This window comes from Burkholderia sp. BDU5 (genome assembly GCF_001522845.1).
Classification (GTDB): domain Bacteria; phylum Pseudomonadota; class Gammaproteobacteria; order Burkholderiales; family Burkholderiaceae; genus Burkholderia; species Burkholderia mayonis.
Window position 1 is genome coordinate 1 of sequence record NZ_LOWC01000075.1, and the last position, 11,424, is coordinate 11,424.

At 66.3% G+C, this 11,424-nt stretch carries 11 protein-coding genes and 2 pseudogenes; 7 read left to right on the plus strand and 6 right to left on the minus strand.

Going from position 1 to position 11,424, the window contains the following annotated elements:
* From WS69_RS13335 to WS69_RS31000, 5 genes and pseudogenes are all read left to right on the plus strand, one after another.
* On the plus strand, positions 1-694 hold a 694-nt coding region (locus tag WS69_RS13335), incomplete at its 5' end, for an ATP-binding cassette domain-containing protein (protein ID WP_231747136.1).
* Positions 691-911, plus strand: a pseudogene (locus WS69_RS30990) (MbtH family protein). The gene WS69_RS13335 and the pseudogene WS69_RS30990, both read left to right, overlap by 4 nt.
* Before the next feature lie 75 nt (positions 912-986).
* Positions 987-1,787 (plus strand): hypothetical protein, encoded by an 801-nt coding sequence (locus WS69_RS34735; protein ID WP_226382819.1) that lies wholly within the window; start codon positions 987-989, stop codon positions 1,785-1,787.
* A gap of 55 nt (positions 1,788-1,842) precedes the next feature.
* Positions 1,843-2,223 (plus strand): cupin-like domain-containing protein, encoded by a 381-nt coding sequence (locus WS69_RS34740; RefSeq protein ID WP_231747137.1) that lies wholly within the window; start codon positions 1,843-1,845, stop codon positions 2,221-2,223.
* 23 nt (positions 2,224-2,246) lie between these two features.
* Positions 2,247-2,450: pseudogene (locus WS69_RS31000) on the plus strand (MEKHLA domain-containing protein); the annotation flags it as partial.
* Positions 2,451-2,630: 180 nt separating this feature from the next.
* Here the strand turns inward: WS69_RS31000 and WS69_RS13350 are convergent.
* From WS69_RS13350 to WS69_RS13365, 4 genes are all read right to left on the minus strand, one after another.
* On the minus strand, positions 2,631-3,254 hold the full coding sequence (locus tag WS69_RS13350) for a phospholipase D family nuclease (RefSeq protein WP_059471239.1): 624 nt from the start codon (positions 3,252-3,254) through the stop codon (positions 2,631-2,633).
* A gap of 146 nt (positions 3,255-3,400) precedes the next feature.
* The gene (locus WS69_RS13355) at positions 3,401-4,510 is read right to left on the minus strand and encodes a class II histone deacetylase (RefSeq protein WP_059471240.1); all 1,110 of its coding nucleotides are present in this window, start codon (positions 4,508-4,510) and stop codon (positions 3,401-3,403) included.
* Between the two features lie 47 nt (positions 4,511-4,557).
* The gene (locus tag WS69_RS13360; RefSeq protein ID WP_059471241.1) at positions 4,558-5,745 is read right to left on the minus strand and encodes an MFS transporter; all 1,188 of its coding nucleotides are present in this window, start codon (positions 5,743-5,745) and stop codon (positions 4,558-4,560) included.
* A 23-nt stretch (positions 5,746-5,768) separates the two neighbouring features.
* A complete protein-coding gene (locus WS69_RS13365) occupies positions 5,769-6,824 on the minus strand; it encodes a porin (RefSeq protein ID WP_059471242.1) in 1,056 nt (351 codons plus the stop codon).
* 323 nt (positions 6,825-7,147) lie between these two features.
* Between WS69_RS13365 and WS69_RS13370 the strand changes: the two genes are divergently transcribed.
* On the plus strand, positions 7,148-8,293 hold the full coding sequence (locus WS69_RS13370) for a helix-turn-helix transcriptional regulator (RefSeq protein ID WP_059471243.1): 1,146 nt from the start codon (positions 7,148-7,150) through the stop codon (positions 8,291-8,293).
* A 95-nt stretch (positions 8,294-8,388) separates the two neighbouring features.
* Entirely contained in the window at positions 8,389-9,387 is a 999-nt protein-coding gene (locus WS69_RS13375; protein WP_082716178.1) for a 2-dehydropantoate 2-reductase, read from the plus strand.
* A 293-nt stretch (positions 9,388-9,680) separates the two neighbouring features.
* Here the strand turns inward: WS69_RS13375 and WS69_RS13380 are convergent, their stop codons facing one another.
* Both WS69_RS13380 and WS69_RS13385 read right to left on the minus strand, forming a co-directional pair.
* Positions 9,681-10,130 carry a MarR family winged helix-turn-helix transcriptional regulator gene (locus WS69_RS13380; RefSeq protein ID WP_059471245.1) on the minus strand — a complete coding sequence of 150 codons (450 nt, stop codon included), beginning with the start codon at positions 10,128-10,130 and terminating at the stop codon, positions 9,681-9,683.
* A gap of 95 nt (positions 10,131-10,225) precedes the next feature.
* Positions 10,226-11,395 (minus strand): glycerate kinase family protein, encoded by a 1,170-nt coding sequence (locus WS69_RS13385; RefSeq protein WP_059471246.1) that lies wholly within the window; start codon positions 11,393-11,395, stop codon positions 10,226-10,228.
* Positions 11,396-11,424: the final 29 nt, after the last annotated feature.

Below are 11,424 nucleotides of genomic sequence, written 5' to 3' on the forward strand. Positions count from 1 at the left end.
GGTACGCTTTCCGATGCTTGCCCATGACGGCACCTCCTCTCCAACAAGAATAGGTGTCCGTTTTTGCGGGTCAACTTCACCCGTCGACGCGAATGAGCAGCCCGTATCGATCGGCCCGATCGATTTGCAGTTGACCGCCGGAAAAATCGTGTTCGTCACAGGCGGCAATGGCTCGGGCAAGACGACGCTGGCGAAATTGCTATCGGGGCTTTATGCGGCGAACGAAGGATCTGTGCTGCTGAACGATGTCGCGCCCGGCCTGGATGCGGCCTTGATGCTGCGGCGGTGCGTCAGCGCGATCCATAGCGATTTTTTTGTCATGCCCTTTGAGACGGCCGGTTCGGCACGAAGCCCGATGTTGAGCCAATGGATTCAGCTGCTTGGGCTCGAGGACAAATTGTCCGCGGCGGGCGGCTGGCAATCGGCTCCGCGCCTTTCCCAGGGGCAGCGAAAGCGGCTGGCGCTGGTCAATCTGCTGGCCGACGATAAGCCGGTTTGTATTTTCGATGAATGGGCTGCGGATCAAGACAAGAGCCGTCGGGAATTGTTCTATCGACGGTTCCTGCCCGAACTGGCGGCGATGAAGAAACTGGTCATCGTTGTGACGCATGACAGTGACTATTTCGGTGTGGCCGACACAATCGTGCATATGAAAGATATGCAAATTAGCTTTGTCAAGGAGAATGAAAAATGAGTTGGGATCATGAAGATACCGAATTAACGTTGTCATCAATCATGAAGAACAGTATTCGATCTGGCCGGTTTACAAGGCAGTGCCGGATGGCTGGAAAACAGTGGGCGTGAGTGGCAAGAAAGCGGTATGTCTCGATTACATCGAAAAGACGTGGATAGACATGCGTCCGTTGAGCCTGAGGCGCGCGCTTGAGGAAAACGCGCGCGAATCGAAGTGAGTTTTGATTTGAGCCGATGTTCATCCCGATTGACCATCGTTCTCATAGGGTGAATTTGAAGCGCTTGCGCTGCGCATGCTGATCTTGCGAAAGACTGCGCGGCCGGCTTGCCATATGGCGCACTTTGTATTCCGGCCTTTCGCCGATGCGTACACTCGTGCGTCACGCTTTGCGCGCGGCCAGCGCTCCATATATTTAAATCAATCGACAAAAATGGAATTATTTTGCAACCTCAAATCAATTATTTGTCGACATATCAGCCGGAATTTTTTGCCGGGGTATCAGGGTGGTATCGTGCAATTCATCGTGTCCGACGAAGCCGATGGAAAATTTTATGCGGATATTTCAGAAAACATCAGATTTCTTGATGGCGTGTGCGAAGCGCCGGACGCTGTGGTCGAAATGTCCGCCGCAGTATTTCGTATGCTGATCGGGCAGCCATACGCAACCTTGGAGGATACCGTCAAGGTGACTGGGAATCGCGCTTTGGTTTCTCTCATCGCTCATGCTGCGCAGCCGGAAGCGGATAGCGGCCGGACCCGCTTGCGCGATCTGACTTTGCAGGTGACAAATCTGGCTTCGCCCGAGACCGAAGTGCATCGAATGGCAACCATCGATGCAAGGCAATTGATGCAGATATTGCATGGAGGGACGCCGGTGATTCTAACGGCGATGCTCAATGCTTCGGGCTGGCGGACGACGTTCGACGAACTCCAGCAAAGGTTTGGCGACCTGCCAGCTCGCTGGACTGGATGCCGATATTCTTGGGGCCACGCTGGGCCTGTCGACCTTGGGGGCGTTGATCGATGCCACTTTGGATGGCGACGCGTCCGGCGTCTACAGCGGCGGGTGCTTACTGCCCGGGCCCATGCATGAAATGTTCGAGTTCCCGTTGCTGAACCGAAAATGTTTTACGCGGCCGCAATTATGGATGGGGCGCCGGGATTTCAGCGCATGCACTCGCTTGCATCGTGATTTTTTACATGCATTTATTGGCCAAGTAATAGGCTCAAAGAGATTCGTACTATACAGACCGGACGACGCAGAATATCTATATCCAGGCGCCTGCTTCAATATGTTCCAGATTGCGAGATTTGATCCATTTCGGCCAGATCTGACGAAGTTTCCACTCGCAAAGCGAGCAAAATCGATCGAGTGTGAATTACACCCCGGTGAGTTGCTCATTTTGCCAGCTGGATGGTTTCACACGGTGAGAGGCGATGGTGCGGTAATGTCGGTGAACCGCTTCATGCGTGAGGATGCGTGGGCGGTGTTGTCAACGCGCAGCGGATTGGAGGCTCGGCAGGGTTGAATCCACATAGGTATGCAGATCTGTCCGCGGAGCACCCGAATCGCGACGAGCGCGCGAGGCTGCTCGAGTCGGTGCGCACGCGAGGCTTCGCGACCGGCTATCGCGGCTTGCGGATTTCGAAGTCGGGACGGCGCTTCTGGATCGAGGATGTCACCGTCTGGAATCTGATCGATCGCGAAGGGACGTATCGCGGGCAGGCCGCGACCGGTGGACGGACGTCTGATTCGCGGCGGCAGTTCGCCGGGCGCCATTCGCCGTGCGCTGCCGAGTCGCCGCGGGGCTGGAATTGCACGCGGAGAACGTATCGCTTGGCGAATGCATTGCTCGGCGATCGCATGTTCGAGCGGCCGCCGGGCTTTCTGCTTCCGCTGCCGCTGCGCATGCGGCTCGCCCGCACGAACAACCGATCAATAAGTCGACCGATAGTCGGCCCCCTGATCGAACCGGTTCTGCCAATGCTTCAGGTATTGCGCGGCGAGCGCCGGATTGTTCCAGACGACGAGCACGTTCTCCGAATTTCGCGCGGCCGCGGCTGCGCTGTAGTTGAACGAGCCCGTCTCGACATGGCGGCCGTCGACGACGATGTATTTGTCGTGATGGATCGCATAGCGGTCGATCGTGCGCGTCGGCACCTTCGCGTTGACGAGCAGGTTGAGCGCCTGCTTCGACGCCTTCGAGCGATTGCCGTCGTTGTCGACGACGAGCGCGACGTCGACGCCGCGGCGATGCGCGTCGAGCAGCGCCCGCACGACTTTCGGCGACGTGAACGAATAGCCCGCGAGGCGGATCGACGCGCGCGACGCGCCGATCACCTTCAACACGAGCGCCTCGGCGCCGCCGTCGGGCGAAAACGCGGCTTCGACGACCTGCCCGGCGGGCGCCTCCTTCGCGGGCGACGGCAGTGCGTCGGCGATCAGGTCGAAGAGGCGGGTAAGCAGCGATTCGGAATTCGTCTTGCTGACGGCGGGCGGCGCAGCAGACAGGAAAACGGCGGCGAGACACGCGGCGGCGAGCCGCTTTTGCAACTGCATGTGATTCTTGGACGCTCGAAACTGAGGAGGACGAGAGTGTAACGGCATCGGCGCGATTTTTCGCCGCTTCGCCGAGAACTTTGTGACGTCGAATGAAGAGGCGCGGCGCCGCGCGGCGCCGCATCGTTTCGTCTGGTTTCGTTTCGTCAGTAGCCGAAGCGCGTCGCCATCTCGTCGATCAATTGCCGCTGAAACGCGTTGAAGCGTTCGCCGGGCTGCTGCGCGATCGCGAGCTCGAGCATCGGATCGGCGACGTCGGTGCGCATGTCCGACAGCGCCTCGACGATCGCATGTCCACAAAACGGTACATAGGCCTCCGAATAACCGCCTTCGTGAACGACGACGAGCCGCCCGCCGCAGTGCCGCTGCGCGGCTTCCTTCACCGCATGCGTCATGAACCGGTAGCTGTCGCTGTGCAATTGCATTCGCGCGAGCGGGTCGACCGCGTTCGCGTCGAGCCCGCTCGCGACGACGATGAGCTCCGGCTTGAACGCGTCGAACGCGGGCAGCACGATCCGCTCGAACGTGTAGCGGTACGCATCGTCGCCCGCGCCCGCGAGCAGCGGAACGTTGACGTTCGCGCCGACGCCCGCGCCCGCGCCGCGCTCGTCGGCGCCGCTGTAGCCGGGCGGAAAGCAGCGGTCCTGATGCAGCGAGATCGTCAGCGTGTGCGGATCGTCATAGTAGATCGCCTGCGTGCCGTTGCCGTGATGCACGTCCCAGTCGATCACGGCGACGCGCTCGACCCGGTGCGTCGCGCGCGCGGCCTCGAGTGCGATCGGAATGTTCGCGAAGAGGCAAAAGCCCATCGGCTTGTCGCGCAGGCAATGGTGGCCGGGCGGGCGCGACAGCGAGAATGCGTTTGCCGCGCGCTCGGCGAGCACGGCGTCGACGGCGGCGAGCGCAAGCCCCGCCGACAGCGCCGCGATTTCGTAGCTGCCCTTGCCGAACGGCGCGAGCTCGCCGAGCTCGCCGCCGCCCGCGTCGCTCGCGCGCTTGAACACTTCGAGGTAATGCGCGGGATGAATGCGCAGCAGATCGGCGTCGGTTGCCGCGGGCGCGCTTTGCATGTCGAGACGTGCGGCGAGCCCCGATGCGTGCACGAGCGACAGCAGTCGCCGCTTCGAGTCGGGCGATTCCGCATAGCCCGCGCTCGACGGCGGCTGCACCCAGCCGCCGACCGGAAAGAACAGCGCGTGCGCGCCGCCCGTGTGCCAGAAAGTGCGTTCGTCGGTGAAGAAAGCGGTTTTTTTCATTGCGATGAGCTGAAGCGATGAAGGAAGGGAGGAAACGACATGCGGCGTCAATGCGCGCCGCGCTCGACGCGCAGCAGCGCCGCGAGCGAGACGACGGACACGATTGCGGCGATCGTAAACAGCGCGCGCAGCGTGCCGCCGCCGTCGAGCAGCAGCCCGGCGACGAGCGGTCCGGCGGCGAGCCCCGCGCCGATCACAAGATTGAGCGTCGCGATCAGGCGTCCCGTCGTATCGACAGCCGCGACGCTCGCGAGAATGAACGGCAGGACGAACGTCCACGCAAACTTGAAGCTGAAGATCGCCGTCGTGTAGCCGGATGCGTTGGGCATCGCCGCGAGCATGACGAGCGATGCGGCGAGGATGCCGTATCCGACGTAGAGCATCGCGCGCCGCGCGGCGCGGCCGCCTAGGTACGACGCGAGCGCGGCGCCCGCGATCCCCATCAGGCTCGCGATCGCGAGCACAGTGCCGCTCGCCTGCGCGTCGAAGCCGACCGCGGCCGCGGCCTTGTTCGCGAAGGTCCACACGCCGCCGATCGCGAGATAGAACGTCAGCACGCCGCCGATCGCGAGCGCGGTCGGTGCGCGCGACGCATCCGGACGTGCGCCGCGGGCGCGCCGGGGACGCGCGCGCGGCACGGCCGGAAAGCGGTTCGCGAGCGGCGCCGCGCACAGCGCGAGCGCGGCGAGCACTGCATACAGCGCGCGCAATCCGACTGCATCGAACAGATGCGGCAGCAGAAAGAGACCGGCCGCGCCCGCGATCAACTGGCCGACGACCCAGAGCCCGTAGACGCGATCGCTATTGCCGCTCGCCGCGGCGCTCGTCATGCAGAGCACCATCAGCGTGCCGCCGCCGAGCGCCGTTACCGCGCGCAGCGCGAGGAGCGGGACGAAGTCCGGCATCGTCACGGCAGTCGCGAGATTGCCGACGCAGAACGCGGCGGTCGCGCACCACGCGACGCGCCGCGCGTCGATGCGCCCGAGCCACAGATACGACGGCAGCGTCGCGAGGCTGAACGCGCCCAGCTCGACGAAGAAGTACGTGCCGATCTGCGACGCCGATAGTCCGAGCTGCACGCCGAGCTGCCCGGCGACGACGGGTGCGACGAGCAGCAGGAGCGGCGTGATCGCAGCGAACGCGACGAGCGCGGCGAGCGTGCCGCTCGTGAAATCGGGCGCGTCGTCGGACGGTGTCGCAGACGGCAGCGTGGAATCTTGTAGCAGTGTTTTCATGGTCGTGATCTCGAAGGCTCGATTCAGAAAACGTGGTACATGCCGAGCATCGCGCCGCACTGCGATGTGCCGGCGAGCGGCGTCGGGTCGTATTCGTAGACGGTCTGCGCGCTCCGGCCGCTGTTCTTCGCGTGGCCGAGATTCAGGTATGCGACGGTGCGCTTCGACAGCGAATAGGTCGTGCTCGAGATGAAGAGCGTCGGGTGGCCGATCTGCGGCGTCGGCGAATCGGTGTGATAGACGCCGCCCGCGAAGCCGAGGCGTCCGCTCGTCTGATAGCGCGCGCCGCCCCAGACGATCGTGCGCGCGGGATCGAGATCGCCCGTCAGGCGCTCGACGCCCGCATAGACGATGAGCGGCAGCGACGCGAACGCATAGTGCGCGGCGAACGTGCCGATCTCGCGCCGCTGCGCGGAGCGGTCGATGCCGGCGTCGAGCGTGCCGTGCGATTGATGCACGACGGCGCTCGCCGACAGCCCGTTGCTCGTGAACTGTCCGCCGAGTTCGAGCACGCGGCCGGCGCGCGTGTTGCCGGCGATGCCGCCCGTCGCGGCGAGCGCCTCGACGTCGAAGCCCGCGAACGTCGCCGACTGGTACTTGATCGAGTTGTCGATGAAGTTCGCCGACGGCGGCACGAGGACGCCCTGGCCGCTGTACGCCGCGTACCAGAGCGGGTCGTAGAAGAGTGTCTTGTCGAACAGCGTGCTGAACTGACGGCCGAGCGTGACGGTGCCGACCGGGCCGCCGATGCCGACGTACGCACCGCGAAAGAACGCGTAGCCCGGCACCGTCGCCGTACCGTCGTTCAGGTTGATGCCTTGCTCGAGCTTGAAGCGCGCGCGCCAGCCGCCGCCGAGATCCTCTTCGCCTTTCAGGCCGATCTGGGACGGTAGGATTCCGTAATTCTGCAGCCGCCATGCGCCTTTTTGGCCGTCGGCATGCGACAGATATTGCATGCCGGCATCGGCGACGCCGTACAGCGTGAGCGTCGACTGGGCATGCGTCGACCCGGATAGCGCGGCGAGCGTCGCGGTTGCCGCGAGCGCGCGTCGTCTGCGTGTGTGCCTGAACGTCCTCATCGCTTCGTTTCTCCAAACCGGGTGATCGTTTTTGTGGGAGGCATCCGCAGTGTCGGTAGCAGCGATGCCGCTGCAAAGCCGTTCAGATGAACGGTGCGGGAAACCCTCGAGGCGTCCTGAATGCCGTCGCGCCGGTGCGTATGCGCGGTCCCGGGGCGGCGGCGCGGATGCTGCGGCGCAGCAGCGCACCGATACCGTTCAAATGGATGGGGCATTCGCGCGGTCGTGCGCGGGCGGTTTTCAAAAAAGACCGACGGCTATAATCGATCGCTCATCGAAGCGCGCAAGGCCGGCGATACGGGCGGGCAAGGGAGCGGTCAGTGGTGGCGATCAGAGCGGGAATCCGGCAGGACATCGATGCGCTGCGCGACGTGCCGGCGGCGATCGTGCTCGACGCCGCCGCGTGGCCGCCGCTTGCGCTGCGCAGGCGCGACTTCGACGGCGTCACGCAGACGCCGGGCGCGGCGTCTCGCGAGCTGAGCCTGTTCTTGCTCGACCTGTATGCGGTTGCGAGCCGCGCGTCGATCGGCGAATTCGAATGCCGGTTCTTCCAGCTGCTGTCGCGCTATCTGCCGTTCGACGCCGGATGGACGGGCGTCGCGAACCACACGCCGACCGGCCCCGTGATGCACAACAGCTATCTGTACCGGCTGCCGCACGAGTTCTTCACCGACTGGAAGCGCGTGCGCGATTGCGATCCGCTCGCGCATCGCACCTTGCATGGCGCGTACGGCCAGGCGGCGATCCTGTCGGTCGTCGAACCGGGACTCGACGGCCGGTTTCGCGACTGGTGCGTCAAGTACGGGCTTGCTCAGCTCATGTGCGTGTGCACGCTCGACCGTCGTTTCGGACTCACGACGTTCATGTCGATCTACCGGCAGGGCTTGAATCGTCAGTTTACCGAAGACGACGCGCGCCGCTACGAAGACGTCATTCCACACCTCGCGGCCGCATTGACGATCAATCGCGCCGCGCAATTGAGCCGCTTGCGCAGCGAGGCGGCCGCGTCGACGGTGCGCGCGATCTGCGACAACTTCGGCGTACTGCATCACGCGGACGCCGGCTTCGGCGCGGTGCTGCGAACCGAGTGGCCCGACTGGAGCGGCTCGCGGCTGCCGCCGGCGCTCGTCGATCACATGCGCCGCCATGCGTCGCAGGCGTATTCGGGCGATGCGCTGCGAATGCGCTGCATGCCCGTCGCCGGATTGTTCCAGCTGGAGGTGCGGCCTCGCTCGCTGCTCGACCGCCTGAGCCCGCGCGAGCTCGCGGCGATCCGCTATTACGGCGAAGGGCGCTCGCACAAGGAAGTCGCGCAGCAGATGGAGATCGCGCCCGCTACCGTGCGCCATTATCTGCGCTGCGCGTATCGCAAGCTCGGGATGCACGACAAGAGCCAGATCTCGGGCGTGCTCGGCGAGATCGATCGCGCTGCTGAAGGAATCGGCGCGGAGCGCGACGGCGGCGGGTGACGCGCGATCCGAGCCTGGCATCGCCCCGCGAAATGGTTGTGACCGCAACTATTCGGCTCTATGCTCGTCGCTTCATCGAACGAGGAGGCATGCATATGGATCGAGCACCGGTGCGCGCGGCGATCGTCGGGATCGGCGCGATCGGCGGATTGTTCGCGGCGGCGTTGGCGCGCGCGGGCTGGGACGTGAGCGCCTTCGCGCGTGGCGCGACGCTCGACGCGTTGCGCGAGCGCGGGCTGCGGATCGTCGGCGAGGCGGGCAGGTCGGGCGAAGAGGCGGCGGTCGCGTTGCGCGCGAGCGACGACGCGCACGCGCTCGGCGTGCAGGATTACATCGTCGTCGCGCTGAAGGCGCAGGCGCTGCCCGGCGTCGCCGCGCGCCTCGCGCCGCTCGTCGGGCCGCGGACGATCATCGTCGCCGCAATGAACGGCCTGCCGTGGTGGTTTTTCGACGGCTTCGGCGGGCCGCTCGACGGCGTCGCGCTCGACGCGGTCGACCCGGACGGCGCGACGGCCGCGGCGCTGCCGCCTGCGCGCTCGATCGGTTGCGTCGTCCATCTTTCGTCGGCGACGCGCGAGCCGGGCGTCGTCGTGCGCGGGCGCGGCAACCGGCTGATCGTCGGCGCGCCGCGGCCCGAACTGCGCGATCCGACCGCGCACGTCGCCGACGCGCTCGCGGCGGGCGGCTTCGACGTCGAGCGCTCGGCCGACATTCGCACCGACATCTGGGCGAAGCTCTGGGGCAACATGAACATGAATCCGCTGAGCGCGCTGACGGGCTCGGCGGCGGATCGCCTGCTCGACGATCCGCATACGCGCGAGCTCGCGCTGCGGATGATGGAGGAGGCCGACGCGATCGGTGCGCGGCTCGGGTTGTCGGCCGGGATGAGCGGTCCGGAGCGGATCGCGGTGACGCGCCAGCTCGGCGCGTTCAAGACGTCGATGCTGCAGGATCTGGAGACGGGGCGGCCGCTCGAGATCGGGCCGATTCTGGGCGTGTTCCCGGAGCTCGGCCGCAAGCTCTGCGTGCCGACGCCATATTGCGACGCGGTGCTCGGGCTGCTGCGGCAGCGTGCGTTCAATTCCGGGCTGTGACGTGTCGTGCGGCGGGCGGTGGCCGATCGACGCGGGCGGCTCGTGAAGGCGCCGCGCGACGGCGCTGCGTCCATCCGCGCGAGCGGGGCGGGCAACGCTCGGGCGCGTGTCGTCGACGCGAAGCCGCGATGCTCGCCGATCAGCCGATCAGCCGATCAGCCGATTCTCCGAATTCCGACGTGGGCGAACAGCCGGCAGAAAACGCGAACGAATCGTCACCGCCGCGACTACCCAACTCACGGACCCGACGCCCGCGCGTACCAAGCGGGTTCGGCCGCCCGCCCGTCGAGCGTTCAATCCGCCCGTTCCCGCGCGCCGGCGATGATCTTGTCGAGCGCGCGGCTGAATGCGGCTTTCTCGCTTTCGCTCAGGCAATCGAGCAGCAAGGCGTTCCACTTTTGCGCGATCGGCATGATTTTCCGGTTGAGCGCGGCGCCCGCCGGCGTGAGCGCGATCAGCACGACGCGTCCGTCGGCGTCGCTCGGGCTGCGCTTGACGAGCCCGCGCCGGATCAGCGCCTCGGCCGCGCGGCTCGCCTGACTCTTGTCGAGGTTCGCGCGCCGCGCGAGCTCCATGATCGAGAACGGCCCGAACGCGCCGACCGACGCGATGATCCGCGCCTCGGGCAGCGATACGCCGAGCTTCGTCTGATACAGATCGCCGATGCCGCGGTCGGAGAGCTTGTTCAGCACGTGCATCCGGTAGGTCATGAACTGGTCGAGCCCGACTTTGCTGCCTGTCATGTCGTGTCCTGAATGAGGGGTGCGGGCCCGATTGTTGCCGCATCGCGGCGTGCGGTCAACGGTGCCGCCCGCGCGGGCCGCACGTGCCGAGCGTGTCAGACCCGGCCGTAGCGCAGCCGCGTCAGTTGCTCGGCCTCGTTCTCGAGCAGGCGCGCGGCGTCGCGCAGCGCGACGTCGAGCGTGATCGGGCCGGGCGCAGGCGAGAAGCAGCCGTCGAAATGACCAGACAATTGCGGCAGCGCCGCCGCATCGACCGCGCCCGACAGCAGCGTCGCCGGCACGCCTGCCGCGCGCGCGTGCCGGCACGCGACGAACGGTGCCTTGCCGTGCAGCGTCTGCGCATCCGAGCGGCCTTCGCCCGTGATCATCCAGTTCGCGCCCGCGAGCGCCGCGTCGAGGCTGATCTGCCGCGCGACGACATCGGCGCCCGGCTCGAAGCGCGCGCCGAGCACGTGCAGCGCGAAGCCGAGCCCGCCCGCCGCGCCGGCGCCGGGCAGATCACGGGCGCGACCAGCGGAAGTCCCGGTGGGACGGCGGACGAGCGCCGCCTCGACGAGCGCCGCGAAATGATCGAGCGCCGCGTCGAGCGGCGCGACCTGCGCGGGTGTCACGCCCTTTTGCGGGCCGAACACGGCGGTCGCGCCGTGCTCGCCCGTGAGCGGATTGTCGACGTCGGACATCGCGACGAACGACGTCTCGGCAAGGCGCGCGTCGAGCTCGGCGACGTCGACGCTCGCGACGTGCGCGAACCGCTCGGGCGTCGGCTCGATCTCGCGGCCGTGCGCGTCGAACGCGCGCAGCCCGAGGCCGGCGAGCAGGCCTGCGCCGGCGTCGTTCGTGCTGCTGCCGCCGAGCGCGACGTAGAACGTGCGTACGCCTTCGTCGAGAAGGGCGCGGATCGCGTCGCCCAGGCCCCGCGTGCTGCGCGCGGCGACGGGCGCGCTCATGCCGGCCGGATCGGTGATGCCGACGATTTCCGCCGTCTCGACGATCGCCGTGCGCGCGTCGATGAGGCCGACGGCCGCGTCGCGCGGCGCGAGCGACGCGCCGGGCACGCGCAGCGTGCGGCGCGTGCCGCCGTGCGCGAGGAGCGCGTCGAGCGTGCCTTCGCCGCCGTCCGCCATCGGGCAGCGCCGCACGACGGCGTCGGGGCGCGCCCGCGCGACGCCCGCGGCGATCGCGTTCGCCACCTGTTCGGCGGATAGCGACCCCTTGAACGAGTCGGGCGCAATGACGACGACGGGCGCGGGCGAATGCTGCGGCATGGTGTCTCCGGATGTCGTTCGTGATGACG

Bases quoted from the DNA above. Each gene is read 5' to 3' on its own strand.
- WS69_RS34735 (WP_226382819.1), top strand. From the start codon at position 987: ATGCTGATCTTGCGAAAGACTGCGCGGCCGGCTTGCCATATGGCGCAC.
- WS69_RS34740 (WP_231747137.1), top strand. From the start codon at position 1,843: ATGGGGCGCCGGGATTTCAGCGCATGCACTCGCTTGCATCGTGATTTT.
- WS69_RS13380 (WP_059471245.1), bottom strand. From the start codon at position 10,130: ATGACAGGCAGCAAAGTCGGGCTCGACCAGTTCATGACCTACCGGATG.
- WS69_RS13350 (WP_059471239.1), bottom strand. From the start codon at position 3,254: ATGCAGTTGCAAAAGCGGCTCGCCGCCGCGTGTCTCGCCGCCGTTTTC.
- WS69_RS13385 (WP_059471246.1), bottom strand. From the start codon at position 11,395: ATGCCGCAGCATTCGCCCGCGCCCGTCGTCGTCATTGCGCCCGACTCG.
- WS69_RS13365 (WP_059471242.1), bottom strand. From the start codon at position 6,824: ATGAGGACGTTCAGGCACACACGCAGACGACGCGCGCTCGCGGCAACC.
- WS69_RS13355 (WP_059471240.1), bottom strand. From the start codon at position 4,510: ATGAAAAAAACCGCTTTCTTCACCGACGAACGCACTTTCTGGCACACG.
- WS69_RS13375 (WP_082716178.1), top strand. From the start codon at position 8,389: ATGGATCGAGCACCGGTGCGCGCGGCGATCGTCGGGATCGGCGCGATC.
- WS69_RS13360 (WP_059471241.1), bottom strand. From the start codon at position 5,745: ATGAAAACACTGCTACAAGATTCCACGCTGCCGTCTGCGACACCGTCC.